This is a genomic window from Thermasporomyces composti, from assembly GCF_003386795.1.
GTDB lineage: Bacteria > Actinomycetota > Actinomycetes > Propionibacteriales > Actinopolymorphaceae > Thermasporomyces > Thermasporomyces composti.
On the sequence record NZ_QTUC01000001.1, the window covers coordinates 3923822 to 3948565 of the forward strand.

General features: G+C 69.9%; 21 protein-coding genes and 1 other RNA gene. 17 read left to right on the plus strand and 5 right to left on the minus strand.

Annotation, left to right across the window (positions count from 1 at the left end; all coding sequences use genetic code 11):
- The first annotated feature begins 4 nt into the window (after window positions 1-4).
- From DFJ64_RS17055 to DFJ64_RS19290, 7 genes are all read left to right on the plus strand, one after another.
- Window positions 5-937 (plus strand): Nif3-like dinuclear metal center hexameric protein, encoded by a 933-nt coding sequence (locus DFJ64_RS17055; RefSeq protein WP_115851346.1) that lies wholly within the window; start codon window positions 5-7, stop codon window positions 935-937.
- 26 nt (window positions 938-963) lie between these two features.
- Window positions 964-1677, plus strand: a complete 714-nt coding sequence (locus tag DFJ64_RS17060; protein ID WP_211310849.1) for a zinc ribbon domain-containing protein — start codon at window positions 964-966, stop codon at window positions 1675-1677.
- A 7-nt stretch (window positions 1678-1684) separates the two neighbouring features.
- Window positions 1685-2806 carry a bifunctional RNase H/acid phosphatase gene (locus DFJ64_RS17065; protein ID WP_115851348.1) on the plus strand — a complete coding sequence of 374 codons (1122 nt, stop codon included), beginning with the start codon at window positions 1685-1687 and terminating at the stop codon, window positions 2804-2806.
- A gap of 60 nt (window positions 2807-2866) precedes the next feature.
- Entirely contained in the window at window positions 2867-3643 is a 777-nt protein-coding gene (locus DFJ64_RS17070) for an NAD-dependent epimerase/dehydratase family protein (RefSeq protein WP_115851349.1), read from the plus strand.
- Between the two features lie 196 nt (window positions 3644-3839).
- An RNA gene (gene rnpB, locus DFJ64_RS17075) (RNase P RNA component class A) lies at window positions 3840-4249 on the plus strand.
- Between the two features lie 470 nt (window positions 4250-4719).
- Complete coding sequence (locus DFJ64_RS20120; RefSeq protein WP_115851351.1) at window positions 4720-5070, plus strand: thermonuclease family protein; 351 nt, start codon at window positions 4720-4722, stop codon at window positions 5068-5070.
- Window positions 5071-5081: 11 nt separating this feature from the next.
- Complete coding sequence (locus DFJ64_RS19290) at window positions 5082-5204, plus strand: excalibur calcium-binding domain-containing protein (protein ID WP_147304746.1); 123 nt, start codon at window positions 5082-5084, stop codon at window positions 5202-5204.
- Window positions 5205-5310: 106 nt separating this feature from the next.
- On the opposite strand, the gene DFJ64_RS17090 is transcribed toward DFJ64_RS19290, so the two are convergent.
- Window positions 5311-5946: a DoxX family membrane protein gene (locus tag DFJ64_RS17090; protein ID WP_245941195.1), complete on the minus strand. Its 636-nt coding sequence runs from the start codon at window positions 5944-5946 to the stop codon at window positions 5311-5313.
- Between the two features lie 326 nt (window positions 5947-6272).
- Here DFJ64_RS17090 and DFJ64_RS17095 point away from each other — a divergent pair, with 326 nt between their 5' ends.
- Window positions 6273-6947, plus strand: a complete 675-nt coding sequence (locus DFJ64_RS17095) for a response regulator (protein WP_115852193.1) — start codon at window positions 6273-6275, stop codon at window positions 6945-6947.
- A 183-nt stretch (window positions 6948-7130) separates the two neighbouring features.
- Window positions 7131-8843: a sensor histidine kinase gene (locus DFJ64_RS17100; RefSeq protein WP_245941196.1), complete on the plus strand. Its 1713-nt coding sequence runs from the start codon at window positions 7131-7133 to the stop codon at window positions 8841-8843.
- Between the two features lie 6 nt (window positions 8844-8849).
- Here the strand turns inward: DFJ64_RS17100 and DFJ64_RS17105 are convergent, their stop codons facing one another.
- From DFJ64_RS17105 to DFJ64_RS17115, 3 genes are all read right to left on the minus strand, one after another.
- Entirely contained in the window at window positions 8850-9326 is a 477-nt protein-coding gene (locus DFJ64_RS17105) for a pyridoxamine 5'-phosphate oxidase family protein (protein ID WP_115851352.1), read from the minus strand.
- Between the two features lie 123 nt (window positions 9327-9449).
- Complete coding sequence (locus tag DFJ64_RS17110) at window positions 9450-11234, minus strand: ABC transporter ATP-binding protein (protein WP_115851353.1); 1785 nt, start codon at window positions 11232-11234, stop codon at window positions 9450-9452.
- Entirely contained in the window at window positions 11227-13182 is a 1956-nt protein-coding gene (locus tag DFJ64_RS17115) for an ABC transporter ATP-binding protein (RefSeq protein ID WP_245941197.1), read from the minus strand. Before DFJ64_RS17115 ends, DFJ64_RS17110 begins: the two co-directional genes overlap by 8 nt.
- 296 nt (window positions 13183-13478) lie before the next feature.
- Between DFJ64_RS17115 and DFJ64_RS17120 the strand changes: the two genes are divergently transcribed.
- The gene (locus DFJ64_RS17120; protein WP_170152656.1) at window positions 13479-14591 is read left to right on the plus strand and encodes a glycosyltransferase family 4 protein; all 1113 of its coding nucleotides are present in this window, start codon (window positions 13479-13481) and stop codon (window positions 14589-14591) included.
- A gap of 47 nt (window positions 14592-14638) precedes the next feature.
- Here the strand turns inward: DFJ64_RS17120 and DFJ64_RS17125 are convergent, their stop codons facing one another.
- Window positions 14639-15367 (minus strand): nucleoside/nucleotide kinase family protein, encoded by a 729-nt coding sequence (locus DFJ64_RS17125; RefSeq protein WP_211310647.1) that lies wholly within the window; start codon window positions 15365-15367, stop codon window positions 14639-14641.
- Window positions 15368-15803: 436 nt separating this feature from the next.
- Here DFJ64_RS17125 and infC point away from each other — a divergent pair, with 436 nt between their 5' ends.
- The 7 genes from infC to DFJ64_RS17160 all read left to right on the plus strand — a co-directional run bounded on the left by infC (window position 15804) and on the right by DFJ64_RS17160 (window position 23776).
- Window positions 15804-16454: a translation initiation factor IF-3 gene (gene infC, locus DFJ64_RS17130; protein WP_115851355.1), complete on the plus strand. Its 651-nt coding sequence runs from the start codon at window positions 15804-15806 to the stop codon at window positions 16452-16454.
- A 127-nt stretch (window positions 16455-16581) separates the two neighbouring features.
- A complete protein-coding gene (gene rpmI, locus DFJ64_RS17135; protein ID WP_115851356.1) occupies window positions 16582-16776 on the plus strand; it encodes a 50S ribosomal protein L35 in 195 nt (64 codons plus the stop codon).
- A 110-nt stretch (window positions 16777-16886) separates the two neighbouring features.
- On the plus strand, window positions 16887-17264 hold the full coding sequence (gene rplT, locus DFJ64_RS17140; protein WP_115851357.1) for a 50S ribosomal protein L20: 378 nt from the start codon (window positions 16887-16889) through the stop codon (window positions 17262-17264).
- A 28-nt stretch (window positions 17265-17292) separates the two neighbouring features.
- Window positions 17293-18156, plus strand: coding sequence for a TrmH family RNA methyltransferase (locus DFJ64_RS17145; RefSeq protein WP_245941198.1), 864 nt, complete (start codon window positions 17293-17295; stop codon window positions 18154-18156).
- Window positions 18157-18275: 119 nt separating this feature from the next.
- Complete coding sequence (gene pheS / locus DFJ64_RS17150) at window positions 18276-19385, plus strand: phenylalanine--tRNA ligase subunit alpha (RefSeq protein WP_115851359.1); 1110 nt, start codon at window positions 18276-18278, stop codon at window positions 19383-19385.
- Window positions 19386-19389: 4 nt separating this feature from the next.
- Complete coding sequence (gene pheT, locus DFJ64_RS17155; RefSeq protein ID WP_115851360.1) at window positions 19390-21876, plus strand: phenylalanine--tRNA ligase subunit beta; 2487 nt, start codon at window positions 19390-19392, stop codon at window positions 21874-21876.
- A 325-nt stretch (window positions 21877-22201) separates the two neighbouring features.
- Window positions 22202-23776, plus strand: coding sequence for a Rieske 2Fe-2S domain-containing protein (locus DFJ64_RS17160; protein ID WP_115851361.1), 1575 nt, complete (start codon window positions 22202-22204; stop codon window positions 23774-23776).
- The last annotated feature ends 968 nt before the right edge of the window (window positions 23777-24744 follow it).

A 24744-nucleotide genomic window follows, 5' to 3' on the forward strand; every position in this document is an offset into this window, starting at 1 on the left:
CCGCGTGCCGACGCTCGCACAGGTTGTCGACGTCCTCGACGAGCTCTACAACCCCCAATGGGCCGCTGACTGGGACGCGGTAGGGCTCGTCTGCGGTGATCCCGACGCGGAGGTCCGTCGTGTCCTGTTCGCGGTCGATCCGGTCTCCGACGTGGTGGACGAGGCGATCGAATGGGGAGCCGACCTCGTCGTCGCCCACCATCCGCTCTTTCTCCGCGGTGTGCACGGTGTCGCCGCGACGACCCCCAAGGGCCGGGTCGTCCATCGGCTGCTCACCCACGGGATCGGCCTCCACGTCTGCCACACCAACGCCGATGCGGCCGCCCCTGGCGTCTCCGACGCCTTGGCCGCCGCTCTCGGACTCACCGAGCTTCGCCCCTTGGATCCCCACCCGGACGTGCCCGGACTCGGCACCGGTCGGCTCGGGCGGTTGCCCACGCCGGAGCCGCTGCGCGACTTCGGCCGTCGTGTCGCCGGAGCACTACCGGCGACCGCGCACGGCGTGCGCGTCGCGGGAGACCCGGACCGCGTGATCACGACCGTGGCGGTGTGTGGGGGTGCGGGTGACTCCTACCTGGATGTCGTACGGGCCGCCGGTGCCGACGCCTACGTCACCGCTGACCTGCGACACCACCCGGCCTCCGAGGCGAGCGAGCACGGTGACGCCCCGGCCTTGGTCGACGTCGCGCACTGGGCGAGCGAGTGGCCGTGGCTGTCCGACGCGGCGGATCGGCTGCGCCGTAGGCTCGCCGAGCGGGGCACGACGGTGGAGACCCGTGTGTCGACGATCCGCACGGACCCGTGGCGACTCCATATCCCCGGTGAGATTGCCGATATCACCGGTGAGATTCCTGGTAGCGCCATGCCCGGTGACGTCGTCCCCGACAGCGTCGTCTCCAGTGAAGTCCGGTCCGACCAGGGAGGGAGCCCGCTCTGAACGCCGACCCGTCCATCCAGCTACGGCTGCTCGAGGTCCAGGCCCTCGACCTTCGCCTCGACCAGCTCGCCCACCGGCGTCGTACGCTTCCCGAGGCCGCCGAGGTGGAGCGGTTGCAGAGCGAACGCAAGGAGCTCGAGGCGGCCGTGGTCGCGGCCGCGACCAAGGTCGAGGACCTGACCCGTGAGCAGAGCAAGGCCGAGCGTGACGTCGAGCAGGTGCGGGCCCGCCGGGAGCGGGACGAGCAGCGCCTGCAGGCCGGCCAGGTCGCCTCGCCGAAGGACCTGGAGAACCTCCAGCACGAGATCGAGTCACTGACCAAGCGACAGTCCGACCTGGAGGATGTCCAGCTCGAGATCATGGAGCGGCTGGAAGCCGCGACCGCCGAGCACGACGAGCTGCGCCAGAAGCTGTCGGAGGTGGAGAGCCGGCTGGAGGCCACCGAGCGGACGCGCGACGAGGCGTACGCGGCGATCGACGCCGAGGCCGAGAACGTCCGACGTGACCGCGCCGAGGCCGCCGCGGACGTCACGGACGAGCTGCTCGCGCTGTACGAGAAGATCCGCTCCCAGCAAGGCGGCATCGGGGCGGCGGCGCTTCGGCAGCGTCGCTGCGAGGGCTGCCGGATGGAGCTCGACACCAGCTACCTCCTCAAGGTCGCCGCCGCGCCCCCGGACGAGGTGCTGCGCTGCGAGGAGTGCCGGCGGATCCTGGTTCGTACAGCCGACTCGGGCGTGTGAGTCTGCCTTGTCGGGAGGAGAGAGCCGCCGGCTGATCGTCGAGGTGGACGGCGGGGCGCGCGGAAACCCCGGCCCGGCCGCGTTCGGCGTCGTGATTCGCGACCCGGACTCCGGCGACGTGCTGGCTCGCGCCGCCGAGCCGATCGGGGTCGCCACCAACAACGTCGCCGAGTACGAGGGGCTGATCGCCGGCCTGCGCCTCGCTCGCGAGGTCGACCCCGGCGCCGCGCTCGAGGTCCGCATGGACAGCCGGCTGGTCATCGAGCAGATGGCCGGCCGGTGGAAGATCAAGCATGCCGACATGCGCCGGCTGGCCCTGCGCGCACGGGAGCTCGCGCCGGCGGACACCACCTGGACGTGGGTGCCCCGCGAGCGCAACGTCGCCGCTGACGCGTTGCTCAACACCGTACTCGACGGTGGCGCCCCTGTCCGGTGGATCTCGCCGCGGGTGACACGCGATCACGCCGCCACGGCGAGGGCTGACCAGACGGTGGCGGCTGACAGTCGGGCGTTGGGTGAGGCGACGACAGTTCTCCTGCTTCGGCACGGCGAGACCGAGCGCGACCAGGTGGGGCGGTTGGCCGGGCGAGAGGCCGGTGCTGTCCCGCTCACCGAGCGGGGACGCGAACAGGCGGCGTCCGTGGCGAGCGCGGTCGCGCGACGTGGCGGGGCCGCGGTTGTCGTCACCTCACCCCTCCAGCCGGCCCAGGAGACCGCTGAGGTGGTCGCCGCGGAGCTCGGCGTGCCCGTGCGTGTCGAGCCTGACCTGGCGGAGGTGTCGCTCGGCGCGTGGGAGGGGCACTCCGTCGCGGAGGTCCGCCGACGGTGGCCGGAGGAGTGGGCGGCCTGGCGCTCGTCGTCCGCCGTAGCACCGCCGGGCGGCGAGTCACTCGACCACGCGCTCAGCCGTGTTCGAGGCGTCCACGAGCGTCTGCTGGCGTCGTACGCCGGCCAACCGGTCGTCGTGGTCACCCACACCGTGGTGATCGGACTCCTGATCTGCGAGGCGCTCGGCGTCCCTCCGCACGCGGCCCACCGGCTCGACGTGGCGCCTGGCTCCTTGAGCGAGGTCCGCTGGTACGACGCCGAACGGGCGTCACTGCGCACCTTTGGCGTCACCGGCCTCTAGACCACGGTTCCGCTCGAGGCGTGCCTCGCCGCTCGCGGGCACGAGCGGGATCATGGTCGCGTGTCTTCTCCTCGTGTCCTTGTCACCGGCGCCGCGGGTGGCGTCGCCTCGATGCTGCTGCCGGGCTTGCGAGACTCCTGGCGCCTCGTCCTGACCGATCGTGTGCCGGTGCCCGGCGGCCTCGTGGGCGACCTCACCGACCCGGACTTCGTCGCGCGGATCACCGAGGGCGTCGACGCAGTCGTCCACCTTGCCGCCTGTCCCGATCCGAACGCGAGCTGGGATGAGCTGCGGACCGCCAACGTCGAGGTCGTCGCGACGCTCCTCGCGGCCGGTGTCCCGCGGGTCGTCCTCGCGAGCTCGGCGCATGTGATGGGGCAATACGCCAGGACCGGCCGCGTACCCATCGACCCAGACTCGCCGGTCGCACCGTGCTGTCCCTACGGCGCGACGAAGGCGTTCGCCGAGGCGCTCGGACGGGTGTTCGCCTACCGCACCGGCGCGTCGGTGATCGTCCTCCGGCTGGGTGCGACCACTCCGGAGCCGCCGGCGTCGAGCGCGCTGAGCGGCTGGCTGGGCCCAGCTGACCTCCACCAGCTCGTGTCTCGCGCCCTCGTCGCCGACGTTGGCTACGCGGTGTGTGCCGGTGTCTCCGCCAACACCCGGACCATCTGGGACACCCGCAACACCATCGGTTACGAGCCTGTCCTCGACTCCGAGGCGTACGCGCACCAGGTACCGGACGACGACGGCTGGGGACTGTGCGCGCCAAGAGGCGATGTGGGGCGACGCGGTGTCCGCTCACCCAAGGCCACCGACAGCGGTCCACGCGGCTAGGGGGTCGCGAGCTCTTGCTCGTCCAAGCAAGGTGTCCTTGACAGGCGTCGTCGGCCCTTCGCCGGCGGTCGCGGACCGACTCGACGAGCCACCGTCTGAGCCCGCTCCCGCCCGGAGGTTTCACCCCCGGCCAGTGCGAGCGCTTCCGATCGGCCTGCCGGAGACGCCAGCGGGTTCGCTACGCTGATGGCTGGGACGAGTCGGCCGGGCGGTCGCGTCGGGCGAGGAGGCGACTCCTCGACCCGCCGAGGAAAGTCCGGACTCCACAGGGCAGGGTGGTGGATAACGTCCACCCGGGGTGACCCGCGGGAAAGTGCCACAGAGAGCAGACCGCCAGCGGCTCCCGGCGCGAGACGCGTCGGGGGTGCGGGCAAGGGTGAAAGGGTGGTGTAAGAGACCACCAGCGTCTGGGGTGACCCAGGCGGCTCGGTAAACCCCACCCGGAGCAAGGCCAAGAGGGCCCGGGGCGTCGCGTCCCGGGTCTGCGCAGGCGCTTGAGGGTGGCCCGCCCGAGCCTGCGGGTAGGCCGCTAGAGGTCGTCGGTAACGGCGACCCGAGATGGATGACCGCCCTCGACAGAATCCGGCTTACAGGCCGGCTCGTCCTTTTCTTTTTGCCCCTCTTGTTCCCCTGACCTCTCGCGCTCACCGAACGCCCACCACCCCGGGGCCACACCGGTGTCCTGGAGCCTTCTCCGCTCACGGAACGCCGTGCGCGCAAACCGCCAGTCGGCGGTGTCGGCGGAGCTTGACCCCGACCTGCGGGTTCCGCGGAGCATGCCAGGGTCGAAGAGGTGCGAGGAGTCGTGCCGCGCCGGGAGGGCGCCCTCGTCTCCTCGATCGTCGGGGCGGTCGACGCGCACGGCGGCGAGAGGAGAAGCGTGGGCGTGCGGTGGCCGCGGGGACGGCGACACCGACCCTGCGTCGCGTCGCCGGCCGGGACCGGGCCGGTCGCGGCCGGCCGGGGGCGAAGGGACCTCCACCCGGCGGTGGTTTCCGTCGTCGATGTCGTCGACGGCGACACGATCAAGGTCCGCCGCGGCACCGGGACGCTCCGGCTGATCGGTAGGGACGGCCCTGAGACGAAGAACCCTCCGACCCACCGAGTGCTACGGGCAGGAGGTGTCCGTGCGGGCGCGTGACTTGTTCGCCGGAGCGTCGGTTCGGCTCGAGTCTCGACCCGTCGCAAGCCGGCTCGGCAGCTGCGGCCGCACCTTCGCGTATGTGTGGAGGCGCGATGGGCGCATGTTCAGCGAGGTCATGGTCAAGGAAGGCTTCGCGGCGAAGTACACCTGCGGTGCGGCGTCCACGTGCCGGGCGAGGTTCCAGCCGCAGAGCGTGCGGCTCGCCCGGCCCACGCCGGCCCGTGGGGGAGTGCGGCGCGGACGAGCCGGCGGTGTCCGCACCGGACTCGACGTCCGGCCGTGACGCTCGCGGCCTTGATCCACACCTCGGCGTGTCGCGAGGCGACGTCGAACGGCGACGGCCCGTCCTACCAGGGGAGGGATCCGGAGTCCGACTGGTACGTCGACCGTGACAAGGACGGCGTGGTGTGGGAGTGAGCGAGCACACGAACGAGGGCCCCGCCTCGCGGGGAGGCGGGGCCCTTTCCTGAGACCAGCCCAGCTTCGTTCCGGTCGGCCCTCGTCCCATCGAGCGGTGTGGTGACTAGCGCAGCCAGGCGGTCTCACGGACGACCGGGAGCTTGGCCCACACGCGACCGAATCCCCACGTGTTCCCCGCGTGTGTCACCGCCAGGGCGATCAGAACCAGCGCGTAGATGATGTGGTAGTCGACGAGGGGGTTGGTCGACATGCTGGGCTCTCCTGTCGAGAGCGTCCGCGCCAGGGGCCACTCGGCCGCCCACATGAGGAGCATCATGATCGTGCCGGAGATCGCGGCGATGCGCAGTGCGACACCGGCGATGACTGCGACGCCGATGCCCAGCAGGCCCAGCATGAACAGCCAGTCGGCCCAGGCCGCGCCGGCCCAGCTGTTGAACATCGACTCGAACGGCCCGACGGACACGTTGCTGAGGAAGCCGTACGTCGGCGAGCCACCGTTGAGCCATGCCCGCTCGCTCGTCGTCGCGTAACCCAGCCCGAACGTCTTGTCCAGGAAGGCCCAGAGGAACGTGAACCCGATCGCCACACGGAGGACAGCGAGTGCCCTGGCGCCGAGGGTGACGGGTCGAGTTGCGTCAGCGGTGGTTGACGCGTTGGCGGTGCGTTGCCGGGGCATGAGGGACGCCTCCTTGGTTGCCGCGTGCCGCTGAATCGTCGGTGCCTTCCGCTGGGTCGTCATGGTGCGTCCTCACCTTTGACTGCGGGGGATCGGTTTGTCGTGACTCACGGTATGGATCAGCCCGTCTCGGCCGCTGCGGTCCGCGGGCGCATCGTGCCGGGGTCGCAGGTCACCGCCGATGGGACCTGCGACCCACATGGAGTCGCGCGCCAGGTGGGACCTGCGGCCCTGTCACCGGTGACGGGTGTGAGATGCGTCGAAAACACCGCCGCGCCATGGCGCGTGGCAGGCCACGTGGCGCATGCTGTGTACGACACATGCTGTGTACGGCGCATGCTGTGTGCGGCACAGTGCTCGCCCCGTCGGACGCGTTCCGGGAGCAGACGATGGCTGAGAGTCACTCGACGACTAGGAGCGGGCAGATTCGGGTGTTCGTGCTCGACGACCACGAGGTCGTCCGGCGTGGAGTGCGGGATCTCTTGGACGCGGAGCCGGACATCACCGTGGTCGGCGAAGCGGAAACCGCCCAGCAGGCGCTGGCCCGGATTCCGGCGCTACGCCCGAACGTCGCGGTCCTCGATGTCAGACTCCCCGACGGTGACGGGGTGAGTGTCTGCCGGGATCTGCGGTCCACCATGCCGGAGCTGGCGTGCCTCATGCTCACGTCGTTCGACGACGAGGACGCGCTGTTGGACGCGATCATGGCAGGAGCCGCGGGCTATGTGCTGAAGCAGATCAAGGGCGCGGACCTCGTCACCGCCGTGCGCACGGTGGCGTCTGGCCAGTCGATGCTCGACCCGAGCGCGACCGCGAGGGTCATGGCGAGGCTGCGCGGTGAGAAGCCGGACGAACCGGAGCCGGACGCGCTCGCGCAGCTCACCACGCGCGAACGCGAGATTCTCGAGCTCATTGGAGAGGGTCTGACGAACCGGGAGATCGGCCAGCGTCTCTTCCTCGCCGAGAAGACGGTGAAGAACTACGTCTCGCGGCTGCTCGCCAAGCTCGGTGTCGAGCGTCGGATCCAGGCGGCGCTCCTGGCTACCGAGCTCAGCGGACGTTGACGTGTGGAGGCACCGCTCGTGACGCACCGTCGCGATGGTGTGACGCGCAGCGTTGGGCAGCTCGCAGCGCACTCATGTGGATTGCTTCACACGTGTCTCGGGCTGGTCCGACGTCGAGGTAGCGACTCGGTACCGTGAGGCTGGAGTCCGCGCGGCGACGACCAGCACCCCCAAGGAGGCGGTGTGAAGAGCGACATCGGTGTCAGCGAGCGGTTGCGCCACCTGCGGCTCGACCAGCTGCTGGACGAACTCCGCGTCCGGATCGACGCCGCTCGTGGCACCCGCGACCGGATGCGCGGCCTGCTCGAAGCAGTCCTGTCCGTCGGTCGCGACCTGGAGCTGAACGACGTCCTCCACCGCATCGTCGAAGCGGCGGCGGAGCTCGTGGACGCGCAGTACGGAGCCCTGGGTGTCCTCGACCCGGCCGGCGACCGCATCGTGTCCTTCGTGTTCACCGGCCTGTCCGACGAGGAGGCCGCCGCGATCGGCCGGTACCCCTCAGGACACGGCGTCTTGGGCGAGCTGATCCGCCAGCAGGTGCCACTGCGGCTCGACGACGTCCGCAGCCATCCCGCCTCGTCCGGCTTCCCGCCTGGTCATCCGCCCATGCGGAGCTTCCTCGGTGTGCCCGTCCGGGTGCACGGCAAGGCGTTCGGCAACCTCTACCTCGCTGAGAAGCGCGGGGGCGTGCCGTTTGACGAGGAGGACGAGGCGGTCCTCAGCACGCTCGCGGTGGCGGCGGGGGTCGCGATCGACAACGCACGGCTCTACGAGACCGTCACCATGCGCGAGAGGTGGCTCGCCGCGAGTGGTGAGGTGACGAGGAGCCTGCTCTCCGGCGCTCCTCGCGCGGAGGTGCTGGAGCTGATCGCGGAACGCGCGCTCGGCATCACGACCGCGGACCTGGCACTCGTCGCCATGCCGATGGGCGAGGCCGACGCCTTGACGGTGGAGCTCGCGATCGGCCGGGATGCGGACGAGCTGCGTGGTCGAGTGGTTCCGATCGGTGACGGGCTGTTGGGTGAGGCGTACTCGAGTAAGGCGCCCGTCACAGTGGACGATCTCCAGCAGGAGTCGGGTGCGACGACGGAAGGGCTCCCGCTCGACGGGTTCGGCCCCGCGCTGGCGGTGCCGATCGGAACGGGGGAGCGCGTCGACGGTGTGCTCCTGCTGGCCCGAGACACGGCCGCACAGCCCTTCCTCGTCGAGCACATCGAGCCGCTCGAGCACTTCGCGGGGCAAGCGGCCGTCGCCCTGGAGCTCGCCGAACGGCGCCGGGACAGCGAGCAGATCGCGATCCTGGAGGACCGGGATCGAATCGCGAGGGACCTCCACGACTTGGCGATTCAGCGTCTCTTCGCGACCGGAATGACGCTGCAGAGCGCGGCCCGCCTCATCGACCACCCCGGGGCGGTGGAGCGTGTGCAGCGGGCGGTCGACGACCTCGATGAGACGATCAAGATCATTCGTTCCACCATCTTCGGCTTGCGTGCGCGTGAGCAGGGCGGCGACCAAGGGCTGCGCGCTCGCGCGGTCCGTGCCGTCCAGGACGCGTCGAGCGTCCTCGGGTTCGCGCCCTCGCTGCGGTTGGAAGGACTGCTGGATACCCAGGTGTCCCGGGCGGTGGCCGACCACACGCTCGCCGTGTTGGGCGAGGCGCTGACCAACGTCGCCCGGCACGCGAAGGCGAGCCACGTCGACGTGAGCCTGCGGGCGACCGCCGAGGAGGTCGTCCTCACCGTCGCCGATGACGGCGTGGGCATGTCACCGAACGGTCGCCGCAGCGGCCTGCGCAACATCGCCCAGCGAGCCGAGGAGCTGGGTGGGACGCTGGAGCTGGACAGCGCGCCTGGTCAAGGCACTCGGCTCACCTGGCGGGTGCCGATCGGCGGCTGAAAGGGGTCAGAGGCGAGACGGTGTGAGCGGGTTCCCGCCCTCGAGTCGCTCGCGGGCGCCCTCACGTGGCGGCTCGAGGGGGTAGATCTCTCGGCCGCTGACCAGCTCAGCCTCGATCCGCACGAACATGTCGTCGGGCGTCGGGGCCCAGGACGTGGGGCCCGTGCGGCGAAGACGCTCCTGCTCGACAGGGTCGGTGACGATGAAGGCGCGCCCCGTCACGACCACGCTCCAACCGCAGTGGCGGTGCGTGTCGAACGCGTCGGCCTCGAACGCCACGACCACCCCGTCGACAGCCCGGGCGAAGCGGGAGGTCCCGGCGGTGCGAATGACGACGGCGAAGTCGTCGTCGAGCGAGAAGTTGACGGGCAGGACGGCCGGGAGCGCCCGGTGGGTGTAGACGATCCGGCCGATGGGCACGCTGGGGAGTCGACGCAGGCACTCGTGCCGATCCAACTCGCGGATACCGTTGCGATGGCGCATTGCTCCATCGTCGACGGCCCGGACCGGCATCGCCTAGGGCCGGTGGTCCCATCGTGGGACTGCTCGATCTGGCGGTCGGCTCGGACCTGGCGACGCGAAGCGTCGCCAGGTGCCTCGTCCCGGTCAGCGGTAGGAGTTGGCCTGCAGGGAGTACAGCTCGGCGTAGAGGCCGGATCGGGCCATGAGCTCGTCGTGCCGACCCCACTCCCTGACCCGTCCGTCATCGACGACGACGATGAGGTCGGCGGACCGCACTGTCGAGAACCGATGCGACACCAAGACGGTGATGCGCCCGTCCTCCGTGCCCGATCGGCTGGCCTCGGCGTAGCGCTCGAACAGCGCGTGCTCGGTCGGCGCGTCAAGGCTCGCCGTCGGTTCGTCGAAGAACACCACGAGCGGTCGGTCGCGCATGAGCGCTCGGCCGAGTGCGAGCTTCTGCCACTGGCCTGTGGACAGGTCCACCCCGTCCGGCCAGCTGGCGCCGAGCTGGGTGTCCCCACCCGTGGGCAGGGCTGGCAGGACGTCGGTCGCGCCGGCCCGCTCGAGCGCGGCCTCGACCGCGGAGACGTCATCCAGGCGGGGAAGGTCTCCCACGCCGACGGTCTGCCTGGCGAGGAACTCGAAGCGGGTGAAGTCCTGGAACGCCGCGGACAAACGCGCTCGCCAGGCAAGGGGGTCGATGTCGCGCAGGTCGACACCGTCGACGAGGATGCGGCCCTCCGTGGGCTCGTACATGCGGCTGAGCAGTTTGACGAGCGTCGTCTTCCCCGCGCCGTTCTCTCCCACGAGCGCGACCACGCTGCCCGCGGGGATGTGGAGCGTCACGTCCCGGAGGGCCCAGGAGCCGGTTCCGGGATACCGGAACGACACCCCCTCGAACCGTATCCCGTCGGACAGCCGCTCCGGCGCGGGCTGATCGCCCCGACGGCGAGCTGTGACCTCCCTCGCGTAGTCCTTCAGCCACAGCAGGCGTCCAGCGGCGCGGAGGACGCGACCGAGGCCCGCGATGCTGTAGGCGGGTCCAAGGACTTGGTTCTGGACACGCTGGCACACGATGACGGCGGTGATCACCTCCCCCGCGCTCGCCGCGCCTCGCGTCGCCTGCCACAGGACGAATCCCACCGCGAGCGCGAACCCGATCGCGAAGGACAAGGAGCGCAGGGTCCCCGTCAAGGTCTCCTTGGCGGTCGCTCGGTGGAGCGGCCGGCGCGCTGTGGCCCACGCCGCGTCGAGGCGCGACAAGATCTCGCGCTGCAAGCCGAAGACACGCATCTCCATGGCGGCCTCGCGGTCAGTCGTCAGGTGACGCAGGTGTCGTGCCAGCCGGGCGGGTGCGGCTGACTCGGCTTCGGCCGCGGCCTGCCAGCGCTGCTGGATGGACGCGATCGGGAAGGCCGGCAGCGCGAACAAGACGAGCAGCAGGACGAACGGGTGGAGGAGCGCCAAGACGACACCGGTGCCGAGGGCACCCACCAGCGCGGTACTCGCCGAGACGATGCTGTTGAGGGCTTGGCCGAGGATGCCTTGATGCTGCCGCAGGAGCTCGAGGCGCTCCTGGTAGTCGGCGCGCTCGTGATGCTCGAGGCCTGGGAGCGTCGCGGTGAGCTCGGCGATCTCGCGATCGAGGGCGAAACCCACCTGCTCCGCCAACCGGACCCTGATGCCGGTGGCCACGAAACTTGAGACGTAGTGGAGGGCGACGGTGACGAGCAAACCGAGCCCGCCGGCGACGAGTCTGGTGGTGTCGCCTTCGAGCACGCCGTTGGCGACGACGCCGAGGAACCACCCGAAGAGCGGATACATGAGGGCACCGAGTGGTTCGAGGACGGTGCCGAGCGAGCGCCACGGGTCGACGCGGATCGCGGTGCGCACGAGGAACGTGAGCTCCCGCCACCAGCGCCTAGGCATGGCTGGCCTGCCTCCCGTCCGAGATCGCTCCCGGGCTGCCGACGCGCACGCGGGTCGGCTCGTCGCGACGTGCGGTCACACTGGGACGCTTGGTGTGGGTGTCGTCGAAGCGCTCGGCTTGGAGCCGGAACATGCGCGCGTAGCGACCTTCGAGCGCCATGAGCGTCTCGTGGTCGCCGTCCTCGACGACGTGACCGTCGGCGAGCACGACGATCCTGTCGGCGTGCCGCACGCTCCACAGCCGGTGCGAGACGAGGATGGTCGTGATGTCGCGAGTGAGGTCCAAGAACCGCTCGAAGAGGTCCACCTCAGCTCGCACGTCGAGGTTGGCGGTCGGCTCGTCGAGGATGAGCAGACCAGCGCCACCGCGGACCGCGGTCAGCGCTCGGGCGAGCGCGACCTTCTGCCATTGCCCGCCCGACAGATCCACACCGCCCGGATATCCCCGGGCGAGCACGGTGTCCCATCCTCGCGGCAAGTCCGCAAGGAGGTCCGCGGCGCCCGCTGCTCGCAGCGCGGCTGCGAGCTGGTCCTCCTGGGCGAGAAGCGGCAGGCTGCCGAACCCGACGTTCTCCCGAAGGGGCAGCTCGTAGCGGACGAAGTTCTGGAAGATCACTCCGAGCCTGGCCGAGAGGGTCGCGGCATCGAGGGTGCGCATGTCGCGACCGTCGAGGAGGACCCGTCCGGCTGTGGGCTCGTAGAGTCCGCAGATGAGCTTGATCAGCGTCGTCTTACCGGCGCCGTTCGCGCCCACGATGGCGATCGACTGCCCCGCGGGGATGTGCACGTCGAGATTCGACAGCACCGGTGGTCCGCCGGCCCGGTAGCCGAAGGTCACGCCCTCCAGTCGTATGTCGACAGGACCTGTCGCGACGTCGGGTGCGCGAGGGTCGCGTTCGGCACAGTGGACGACGCGGGCCCTCGCGCGGGCGGCGGGCACTGACGGACGAGCGCCCAGACGCTTTTCCAGGTCGAGCAGCTGGTGGGCGAGCGACGCCGACCGCGCCACCCGCCAGTGGGGCTCACCCAGGAAGCCGAGCTCGCTCGTCCCCAAGGCAGCGAGCCCGTAGATCGTCAGGGCACCGACGCTCAGCCGGCCGTGCACCGCCTCCCAGGTGAGAGCACCGAGGACCACGGCGTGGGAGGTGACGATGGCGCCGGTGCCGAGCGCGAGCGCGCGGACGTTCGTCTTCCGAGCTCGCCAGATCGCCGACATCGCCTGGAGCCAGGTGGCGGTGTACTGACCGTTGATCCAGTCGGCGAGCCCGAAGACGCGCAGCTCCTTGGCGGCGTCGGGTCGAAGTGCGAGGCCACGAAGGTACTCAGCACGGCGAAGCCGTCCTCCCCCTTCGGTCCGGGCGGTGGCGAAGCCGCGTTCGAGCCATCTGCTGGACCCGCGGTTCGCCACGAGCCACCCGCAGACGAGGACGACGGGGGCCCACCAGGCGAAGGGGAGGAGGATCAGGGCGGCGCCGGCTCCCGCGATGCGCATCGATACGACGATGCGCAGCGCCCACGACGTTTGCAGGAACAGGCCGGTGCGTTCGAAGTCGCGGACGGCGTCGAGCTCGCCCATCACCGTGGGATCGTCGAGTTCGCTGACCAGCCGAGGCGTGAGACAGGCGCGCCCCGCGGTATGGGAGACGACCTGCATGAGTCGGGTGTTCATGAGCTCGCAGAGCAAACGTGCGACCGCGAGTCCCACGCCGCTGGCGAAGAACCCCATCGTGACGAGCGTGAGTCCGATGAGGGCGTCACGACCGGCCGGCGAGTCGAGACCGTCGCGGACGGCGTCCGGCAGGGCCGTCACGAGGACGCCGGTGGCGAGCACCGTGGCGTTCGGCAGAAGTCCGAGAACCACGGTGAGCAAGGCCATCCAGATGACGAGGTGGCGGTCCGCTCGCCACAAGAGGATGAGCAATGCCTTCGCGTGGCGCAGACGCTCCACCAACGGCCCCCATGATCAACGACGAACACGTCAGCCGCAGGTTAGCGAGATAAGAACAGGCGATGAAGGAGCACAAGCTGAAAAACGAAGGGGTCAAGGAAAAAATCGACTACGGACCGCGACAGGCTGACGCTGCGTCACCTCTTGACCGTGCGTGACGATGTTGCGCTGCGTCATCGTCCGCCGGTTACGGTCATTTTCCTCGGCTATTCAAAGAATTCTCGATCACTAAGCTGGTTTCGGGTGTCGCCTTATCGCGAGGAATGCTGCCGCATTCCACCACGAGGGAGCGAGACATGCGTGTGGCCTTGGTGGCGACGACGGGGTTCACGGTGCCGCCACCCCGCTACGGGGGGATCAACAGAGTGGTGAAGGCTCTCGCCGATGGCTTGGTCGACCGGGGCGTGGACGTCACCTTGTTCGCGGCGGGCGGTTCCCGGACCCGGGCACGGCTGCGAGCGGTGCCCGAGCGACCAGTGAGCGAGCTACCGCTCGCCGAACGGTCGCGGTATCAGCGCTACCAACAGCAGCAGCTCCTCGCCGTGGCGCGGGCGGCCGGCGAGTTCGACCTCATCCACTCGCACGTCGAGCACCTTCTTCCGCTCGCCCGGCGCGACCTGCCGGCGCCGCTCCTCACCACCATGCACAACCCGCTCGACGATCCCGGCAAGCGTGCGCTTCTCGCGACGCTGCCGGAGGTGCTGGCAGTCTCGTTGAGCTACGACCAGCGGCGGCCCGTCGCAGACCTTCCACAGGTGCGCTGGATGGGCAACGCCTATGAAGGAGTGGAAGGCGCTCACCTTCATCTCGGTACCGGCGAGGGCGACGAACGTGGCCCGTACTTCTGCTACTTGGGCCGCGTCGAAAGGCGCCGTGACGTGGCTGGCGTCATCGACATCGCCGTGCGCGCGGGCGTTCGGTTGAAGGTCGCAGGCTCTGTCTATCCGGCGGATCTCGACTACTGGAAGACGGAGGTGGAACCGAGGCTGCGCCGGTACTCAGACCAGGTTGAGTGGTTGGGGGAGCTGGACGACGCGGAGAAGGGTGAGCTCCTGCGTGGTGCCCAGGCGCTGTTGATGCCGAGCCGGCTGCGTGAGGCCTTCGGACTCGTGTTCGTGGAGTCGTTGGCATGCGGGACACCCGTCATCGCCCGGCCGCGAGGATCGCTCCCGGAGATCGTCCGCGACGGCGTCCACGGGTATCTTCGCGAGGACGTCGACGATCTCGTCGCCGCGTGCCGACGCTTGGCTCGCGACCCGTCCGTCATCGACCGCCGAGCCTGTCACGCCTGGGCCCGTCGACACTTCTCCGTCGAAGCGATGGTGGACACGTACCTCCGCATCTACGAACGCACCATCGCCTACGCACGTACGCGGTCGGCGACCGCAGCCGTGAAGACCCGGGCGTAGTCAGTCGAACGGGCCGCCCGGTCGCCGGGCCGGTGAGGCGCTGAGACCTAGGCCGCGAGCAGACCCGGCAGGCGCACCGACGTGGCGACGACGGCGCGCTCGACGTCATAGGGCACCTCGGGTGCGCCGTCGAGCACGACATCGGCCCGGTCCCGCGTCCGCTCGAGCGTGAAGTGGCGCCGTTCGGCGTCCGCCCAGGAACGCCAGTACGGGTCGAAGCCGCCGGCGTCACGAACGCGTGCCCGCTCGAGCCGGACCTGCTCCGGCGCCTCCATCCAGATCCGCAGCGTGGCGTGGCCGTCGACCAGGCGAGCGGCCGACCCGACGCCTTCGATGACGAGCGCGCGGTGGAGTGGCACTTCGTGCCACTCCGCATAGGCGCCGCGGGTCCAGTCGTAGCGGCGGTAGCGTCCCGGCCGGCCGGCGCGGATCGGTGCGAGGATCCATTCCTCGAGCCGGTCTCCCACCGTGGGCAGGCCGTCCCATCCCTCGTAGAGGTCGTCCATATGGACGATCGGGCACCCCTCGAGAGCGGTGGCGAGCCGAGCGGCAAGCGTCGTCTTCCCCGAACACGCTGGACCGTCGACGCAGACTAGGCGGACCGGCCCGAGGCGAGGCCGCGCCTCGAGCACGTAGGCGGCCAGGTGGTCGAGCGACAGCACCCGCGGCGCGGCGGGCTGGTCGGGATCCGTCAGATCCCGGAGGGGACCGGAGCGGGCGCGATCGGCGGGAAACGGATCGGCCGGTCCACTGAGCCGGGTGTCACGAAGCACCACGTTGGTCACCCTATGGGTGTGGCGGTTGCGGGTGTGGAGGGTTCTCCGGCCGTGGCCGGGTGCCTTTCAGCACGCCCCTCGCTGCGGTGACGGGGCGATCGTGACGGAGGCGATTAGGTGCGACGCACGCGGTAGCTGGCACACGTCCTGTCCTGGTACGCTGAATATGCGGCCGACCCGGCCCACCGTGCGTGGACCGGGTCACCACAAGCGGAGGTCGTCTCCCACCCGCATCGGTCTCAAGATCGTCGGGTTCCGGCCGGCCGGAGGGGCGTCTGTGGACGTCACCGACGGTTAGGATGGTGCGTGGTCGGCACCGACCACCACGTATGGGACGACGGCTTCCGGGCACGAGCGCGGAAGCCTTTTTCGTGCTCGGGCACCAGGGTGTCCCGCCCGGGGCACAGGAGACGGCATACCACTCAGGAGGGTTCTCATCGCCACAGAGCTTCGCGTCAACGAGCGGATCCGAGTTCCCGAGGTTCGACTCGTCGGACCGGAAGGGGAGCAGGTCGGCATCGTGCGCATCGAGGATGCGCTGCGGCTGGCCCAAGAGGCCGACCTCGACCTCGTCGAGGTGGCGCCGACCGCGCGGCCGCCGGTCTGCAAGCTGATGGACTTCGGGAAGTTCAAGTACGAAACCGCCCAAAAGGCCCGGGATGCGCGGCGTCACCAGGCGCAGACCGTGATCAAGGAGATGAAGCTCCGGCCGAAGATCGATCCGCACGACTACGAGACCAAGAAGGGTCACGTGGTGCGGTTCCTTCGCCAGGGCGACAAGGTCAAGATCACGATCATGTTCCGTGGACGCGAGCAGTCTCGGCCGGAGCTTGGTTATCGGCTCTTGCAGAAGCTGGCCGAGGACGTCGCGGATCTGGGGTATGTCGAATCCCAGCCTCGGCAGGATGGCCGCAACATGATCATGGTCATCACGCCTCACAAGCGGAAGGCGGAGGCTCGGGCTGAGGTCCAGGCCGACAAGGCCAGGCGGGCCGCTGAGCGTCGTGCTCTCCGCGAGGCTGAGCGCGCCGAGCGCGCGGCTGCTCAGCGGAAGGACCGCGCGCCGCAGACCGCGGACGCTGAGTAGCGCACCGCCGGGCAGGGGAACCCCCCAGGGGTCCTGGTGCGAGCGACTGCCCAATGATTGGTGAACCGGTCCACCCGACCGGGCTGGGCACAGGCGTGCCCCCGACAGGCCGAACCAGGGGACGAGTATGCCGAAGATGAAGACCCACAGCGGGACGAAGAAGCGGGTGCGCGTGACGGGCACCGGCCGGCTCATGCACAAGTGCGCCGGCCGCAGCGCCAAGATGGTCAAGAAGTCGTCGAGGGTCACCCGCCGACTCGCCCCGCGCCGCGAGGTGTCTCGTGCGGACGCCAAGCTGATCCGGAAGCTCCTCGCGATCTGAGCCCCTCGCGTTCCGTGCGAGGAGTTCCGAGAAGGCGCTGAAGACCCCGTAAGCATCCAGGAAGCACCCGCGCCCGGGCATCCGGGCGCGGCCGAGCAAGGAGTTCGCAAGTGGCACGCGTGAAGCGGGCAGTCAACGCCCACAAGAAGCGTCGCGAGATCCTCGAGAAGGCCAAGGGATACCGCGGCCAGCGCTCGCGGCTGTACCGGAAGGCGAAAGAGCAGGTCACCCACTCCCTGGTCTACGCCTACCGTGACCGTCGCGCGCGTAAGGGCGACTTTCGGCGGCTGTGGATCACGCGTATCAACGCGGCAGCTCGTCAGAACGGCATGACCTACAACCGCTTCGTGCAGGGCCTCAAGGCGGCTGGTGTCGAGGTGGACCGGAAGATCCTGGCCGACCTCGCGGTCACCGACGCGGCGGCGTTCGCCAAGCTGGTCGAGATCTCCCGCCGCGCGCTGCCGTCCGACTCGAAGGCGGCCGCCTGACGGCCTGCCCACTGGAGCTGTCCTGACAGTGGCGGCCAGTCGAGTGGCGGGCGCCGAGCTCACCGACCCCCGTGCGAGCCGAGTCACCGCGGCGCGACGCCTGGTCAAGCGCGCGTTCCGAGCGCGTGGCCGGCAGTTCCTCGCGGAGGGCCCCCAGGCGGTCGGTGAAGCGCTGGAACAGCCTGGCGTAGTCCGGGAGCTGTTCGCCACCAGGCCGGCGGCTGAGCGACACGCTCACCTCATCACGGCCGCCGAACGCTCCGGGATTCCGATCCACTTGGTGTCCGGCGAGGTGTTCGACACCCTCGCGCAAACGGTGACTCCACAAGGGGTCCTGGCGGTGTGCCGCTTCGTCGACGTGCCGTTCGACGAGGTGGTCGCGTCAGGGCCCCTCCTGGTGGCTCTGCTGGCGTACGTTCGGGATCCCGGCAATGCCGGCACCGTCCTGCGGTGCGCCGACGCGGCCGGCTCCGACGCGGTGATCTTCACCGACGCGTCCGTCGACGTCTACAACCCCAAGTGCGTGCGAGCGTCGGCAGGCAGCTTGTTCCACCTGCCGGTGTGTGTCGGTGTCCGCCCTGTCGAAGCGGCGAACGCCCTCCGGGCGGAAGGGCTGACGGTGCTGGCGGCTGATGGCTCGGGAGAAGTCGACCTTCCGACCGCGACCAGCCAGGGACTGTTGTCCGGTCCGACGGTGTGGATCTTCGGCAACGAGGCGTGGGGCCTACCGGGAGAGATCCGCGATCTCGCGCACGCCGTCGTCCGGGTTCCTGTCTTCGGCCGAGCGGAGAGCCTCAACCTCGCCACCGCGGCAGCCGTCTGTCTCTACTCCTCGGCCAACGCGCAGCGTGCGGCAGGCGGGTGCCGGGCCGCCGAGTCGACGGTGGGATGATCACCTGGGCGATTCGTCGCGGATGAGCCCGTTGCTCGGCGAGGCGGCGGTGGCACGGCCGCGTCGACCACTACCTAGACTTCCCGCGTAGGACTTGATGAGGGGAACTCCTCGAGACGATGTCGGGCCCGAACACGAACTATGACCCCGTTGAGGTGACGTCGCTGCACCCCAACGAGGTGGCGCGGATGCGCGACGAGGCGCTCGCCGCGATCGCGGCGGCGAAGGACTTGGACGAGCTGCGCTCGGTCCGCCTGGCGCACGTCGGCGACCGGAGCCCGCTCGCGCTGGCCAACCGGGAGATCGGCGCGCTGCCGCCGCACGCGCGCAAGGAGGCGGGCATCCGGGTAGGAGCCGCTCGCAAGGCGGTCGCGGAGGCGCTCGCCGCGCGTCAAACCGAGCTCGAGGCCGAGCGAGAGGCTCGCATCCTCGTCGAGGAGACCGTCGACGTCACGCTCCCTTGGGACATCGAGCCGCGTGGCGCCCGGCATCCACTCACCACGATCGCCGAGCGCATCGCCGACGTCTTCGTCGCGATGGGGTGGGAGGTCGTCGACGGCCCCGAGGTGGAGGCCGAGTGGCTCAACTTCGACGCCCTCAACATCCCGCCGGATCACCCGGCGCGCACGACGATGGATACCTTCTTCGTCGCGCCGGAGGACCGGAACGTCGTGTTGCGGACGCACACGTCCCCGGCCCAGGCGCGCACGATGCTCACCCGTGAGCCGCCGATCTACATCGTCTGCCCGGGACGCGTCTACCGCACCGACGAGCTCGACGCCACCCACACGCCGGTCTTCCACCAGGTCGAAGGACTGGTCGTCGACGAGGGCATCACGCTGGCCCACCTCAAGGGCACGCTCGACCACTTCGCGCGGGCGATGTTCGGCGACGAGGTGCGGACCCGGCTGCGTCCGTCCTACTTCCCCTTCACCGAGCCCAGCGCCGAGGTCGACCTGCTGTGCTTCGTCTGCCGGGGCGAGTCGGTCGGCGACCCCACCCGGCCGTGCCGCACGTGTTCGAGTGAAGGCTGGATCGAGTGGGGCGGCTGCGGGGTCGTGAACCCTCGCGTCCTGCGGGCCTGCGGCGTCGACACCGACCGTTACTCGGGCTTCGCGTTCGGCATGGGCCTGGAGCGGACGCTGATGTTCCGCCACGGCATCCAGGACATGCGCGACATGATCGAGGGTGACACCCGGTTCACCCGGCGGTTCGGATGGGAGAGCTGAGCTGATGCGGGTCCCGATGTCCTGGTTGCGGGAGTACGTCGACCTGCCCGAGCAGGTGACGGCCCGCGAGGTGGCCGACCGGCTCATCCGTGTCGGCCTGGAGGTCGAGACCGTCGAGGAGGCGGGCGCGGACGTCACCGGGCCGCTCGTGGTGGGCCGGGTCCTGTCGTTCACCGAGGAGACCCACAAGAACGGCAAGACCATCCGCTGGTGCAGCGTCGACGTCGGTGAGGCCGAGCCACGCGGCATCGTCTGCGGAGCCCGCAATTTCGCCGAGGGGGACCTCGTCGTCGTCGCGCTGCCGGGCTCGGTCCTGCCCGGTGACTTCGCGATCACCGCGCGCAAGACCTACGGGCACATCTCCGACGGGATGATCTGCTCGGCCCGAGAGCTGGGGGTCGGTGACGACCACACCGGGATCCTCGTGCTCGGTCCACACGAGGGTAAGCCCGGCGACGACGCCATTCCCATCCTGCATCTGCGCGAGGACGTCCTCGACATCGCGGTCACGCCCGACCGGGGCTACACGATGTCGATTCGGGGCGTCGCCCGCGAGGCCGCCACGGCGTTCGGTGTGCCGTTCAAGGATCCGGTCGACGTCGGCTTCGATCAGTTCAGCTCGCCGCCGCTGTCCGACGACGGCTACCCCTTGCGCGTGGACGACCCGGTCGGCTGCCCGGCGTTCGCGTCCGTCACGGTGGTCGGTTTCGACCCGACGGTGCCGAGTCCACGGTGGCTGGCGCGCCGTGTCCAGCTCGCCGGCATGCGACCGATCTCGCTCGCCGTCGACGTCACCAACTACGTCATGCTCGAGCTCGGTCAGCCGATCCACGGGTACGACCGGGCTCGTCTGCGGGGCCCCATCGTGGTGCGGCGTGCCGAGCCGGGGGAGAAGATCCAGACCTTGGACGGCGTGACCCGTGAGCTCGACCCCGAGGACCTCGTCGTCACGGACGACTCCGGGCCCATCGCCTTGGGCGGCGTCATGGGCGGCGAGTCGACCGAGCTCTCCGACACGACGACCGAGGTCGTCGTGGAGGCGGCGTACTGGGATCCGATCACGACCGCGCGCACGTCGCGTCGCCACAAGCTGTCCACCGAGGCGTCCCGCCGCTTCGAGCGTGGTGCCGACCCGACGATCCAGGCGTACGCCGCTCGCCGGGTCGCCGAGATGCTCGTCGAGCTCGGCGGCGGACGCATCGCGGGGTCGACGTTCGTCGGCACGGCGCCGACGTCGCGCACGATCACGATCCGGGCCGACCATCCCGCCCGGGTGGCCGGCTCCTCGATCGACGCCGACACGACCGTCCGGTGGCTGCGGTCGGTGGGCTGCGACGTGCGAGTCGAGGACGACCTCCTCACCGTCACCCCACCCTCGTGGCGACCGGACCTCACCGACCCCAACGACCTCGCGGAGGAGGTCATTCGGCTCGAGGGGTACGACACGGTGCCGAGTGTGCTGCCGGTGGCACCTCCTGGCCGAGGCCTCACCGCCGAGCAGCGGTTGCGTCGCACCATCGGCCGGATGCTTGCCGGCGCCGGCTATGTCGAGGTGCTCGCGTATCCCTTCATCGGTCCGGCCGACTTCGACCGGCTCCGGCTACCGGAGGACGACCCACGCCGGCGGGCGTTGCGGTTGGCCAACCCGCTCTCGGAGGAGGAGCCGTTCCTGCGGACCACGCTCCTTCCCGGGCTGCTCGGCGTCGCCCGGCGCAATGTCGGCCGCGGCATGACCGACCTCGCGCTCTTCGAGATGGGCTTGGTCTTCCATCCCGATCCGGACGCGCCTCCGGCACCGCGCCCGAGCGTGGACCGACGACCGACGGACGAGGAGGTCGCGGCGCTCGACAAAGCGCTGCCACGGCAGCCGCGCCGGGTGGCCGTTGTCCTCACCGGCGATCGACAGCCAGCGAGCTGGTGGGGTCCAGGCCGCGCGGCCATCTGGGCGGACGCCGTGCAGGCCGCGCGGGTGGTCGCCGAGGCGGCCGGTGTGGAACTGACGGTGCGAGCTGGGGACACCGCCCCGTGGCATCCGGGTCGGTGCGCCGAGCTGGTGGTCGACGATCGAGTCGTCGGGTACGCCGGGGAGCTCCACCCGAAGGTCGTGGAAGCGTACGGGCTCCCCGCGCGGGCGTGCGCGATGGAGCTGGACCTCGACCTCCTCGGCTTGGTCACCACACCGGTCCCCGCGCCCCGCATCTCGCCGTACCCACCGGCGAAGGAAGACGTCGCTCTCGTCGTCGACGCGAAGGTTCCGGTGGCCGAGGTCGAGGCGGCGCTCCGCGACGGCGCTGGCGACCTGCTGGAGTCGGTGCGGCTGTTCGACATCTACACGGGTGAGCAGATTCCGAAGGGCACCAGGTCGCTCGCCTTCGCGCTGCGCTTCCGGGCGCCCGACCGCACGCTCACCGACTCGGAGGTGCAGGCGGCGAAGCAGGCTGCCGTCGACGAGGCCGCCCGCCGCACGGGCGCGGTGCAACGCGGCGCCTGAGCGCCTGCTCGTGAGCCGACCCTCGGTCACCTGAGCCACGGTCCAGCCCCTGGGCGGGGGATCGTCTCCCGCCCAGGCAGCCGTCCGTCCAGCGACGCACGTCGCACTTCTCTTGGGCGTTCCTTGTGGTCGCGCACTCGCTCCCGGCCGTGCACGCGTGCCGGTTGATGGACGAAGGTCCCTCCTTGTCGAAAGGCGGACCGATCACCCCCGCGATGGGTTCAGGATAAGGGCGAGCCGGACCGATCGTCGTCGCCTCAATGCACGACGCCGGTTTTGGCGACACGCTTTTTCGAGAAACCCGCGGAAGGTGTCTTCGATCGCGATGCAGGTGACCTCCGTCGGCCACGCCGGCTTATTCATCGAAAGCAAGGGTGGAACCATTCTGTGCGACCCGTGGGTCAACCCGGCCTACTTCGCGTCCTGGTTCCCGTTTCCCGACAACAGTCAGCTCGACTGGGCCGCGTACCGAGAGCCCGACTATCTGTACGTGTCGCACCTGCACCGCGACCACTACGACCCCGACTTCCTCCGCGACGGCGTCTCGCACGACACGACCGTGTTGTTGCCGGACTACCGCACGCCTGACCTGGAGAACGCGCTTCGCGCCCTCGGTTTCCGGTCCTTCGTGCACGTGCCGAACTCGCAGCCGATCACCCTCGACCGGGGCCTTCGCGTCATGATCGTGGCGTTGGTCTCACCCAGTGACGGCCCGATCGGCGACTCCGCTCTCGCGGTGGACGACGGTGAGGCGGCGATCCTCAACCAGAACGACGCCAAGCCCATCGACCTGGAACCCCTGAAGTCCTTCGGCCGTTTCGACGCGCACTTCCTGCAGTTCTCGGGGGCGAACTGGTGGCCCATGGTGTACGACCTTCCCGAGAACGCCAAGACCGCGTTCGGCACCAGCAAACGCGCCAACGGCTTGGCTCGCGCGTACCGCTACGTCGAAGAGATCGACGCGCGCTACGTCGTCCCCTCGGCGGGGCCGCCCGCGTTCTTGGACGACGACCTCATCGGCTTCAACGACGTCGACAACTCACCCGCGAATCCGTTCCCGGACCACACCGTCTTCGTGGAGTACCTCCGCTCCCACGGTCGCTCCAACGCTCTGCTCATGGTGCCGGGAAGCACGCTCCGGGTCGCCAACGGCGAAGCCATCGTGCGCCATCCCAGCGAGGACGCGCTGAAGGTCTACGAGGACAAGCGCTCCTACCTCAAGGCGTACGCACAGCGTGTGCGCAGCAGGATCGCGATGGAACGAGCGTCGTGGCCGGCGCCAGGTATCGACATCCTCGGTGAGCTGAAGCGACGCATGGAGCCGCTGCTCCGGATGGCCGACCGCGTCTGCACCGGCGTCGGCGCGCCTTTGCTGCTCGAGATCGGCGATGAGGACAGGATCGTGATCGACTTCATCGACCGAGAGGTGCGCCCGTGGAATGGTGAGAAGTGCCGGTATCGGTTCCGGTTCGAGCGGCCACTCGTGGAGCGGCTTCTCGCCGACGGTGAGGTCGACTGGGTGAACAGTCTCTTCCTCAGCATGCGGTTCCGCGCCTCGCGAATCGGCCCGTACAACGAGTTCGTCTACACGTTCTTCAAGTGCTTGTCACCGGAGCGCATGGCCTACGCCGAGCGCTGGTACGCCGAGCAGGAGGACTCCCCGGAGGAGATCCGGCTCGGCGACTGGATGGTCCAGCGCAAGTGTCCGCACCGGGGGGCAGACCTGGGCCACTTCGGCGAGCTCCATGGGGACCGCCTGCGGTGCACGATGCACGGCTACGAGTTCGACCTGAGCACTGGCCGCTGCCTGACCGCGAGTGACCGGCCGATTCGTGCCAGGCGCGCCGAGGGGGACGCGGAGGGCACCCGAGAAGAGCAGCACGAGGTGCCCGAGGACTGAGGCGCACGCGGCGGAGCGCGGCGAGCCAGGGCCGCGTGCCGCGGGTGAGACCGGTCGGCGGGAGACGAGCCTGGCGGGCGCGTCCAGGCCGCGTCGACGTTCCTCCGGGGCCGGCGGTTGGCGCTGCGAAGCCGTCGGACCAAGCGACGCCGCCCACCGGTGCCACGTCAGTCTTCCCCGACGACGTGCTGTGGGGCCGGCGGTCTGATCGGCGTCGGGAGCCCGCCGAGCCACTCGTCGATGGCGGGTGACCGGTGTTCGCCTCGAGGGACACGTGGGCTCCCGCTGAGCACGTCATCGAGAGCGTCACCTGAAACGCGCTGGAGGCGATGCGACCCGAACTCGCCGGTGCCGATGAGGCGAGGATCGCGAGACATCCGCCAGCGCCAGGGCGCGCGGATGCCTCGCGATCGCGGCAATGCCCCGACCCATTCCGCAGCATAGATTAGGTTCCGCGGGCCGCGGTGTCCATTGGAGGTAAGGGGTCTCGGAGATACGGGCCCCTCGGAGGCAAGCTCGCCGGGCTCAGTTCGGTAGGTCACCCCGCGGAGGAGAGCGAGCCTGGGCTTCGCCACGGCGCGCGCCTTGGCGCTTTCCCCGGCACTTGTCCGGTTACGGACCCGTGTTCGTCAAGCGGTCGTCACGCAGTTGTTCGCTTGGTGATCGTCCCTTATCGTCGGCCCACAACCATGCGCGCGGACGCGTGACAAGGCGGTGTCGCCCGCCTGGTCAGGTGTCCGTCGCTGCTGGCAGCTGGCCATACCACCTATGTCGGCTGGGGCGTCGGGAGAGCGCTTACCGCAGCTGTGTGGATGCGCGGCCGCCCGGAGAGGGGGTGCACGATGACGGCGACAGACGATGACCGGCCGCTGCCGGGCCACCCAGTCGGCTGGAGCGGTGCGTCAGCGTCCGTTCCCTCCGGACACCGCCGAGGAGGGCCCTCGTCGGCGTACGCCGTCGTCGGGGCC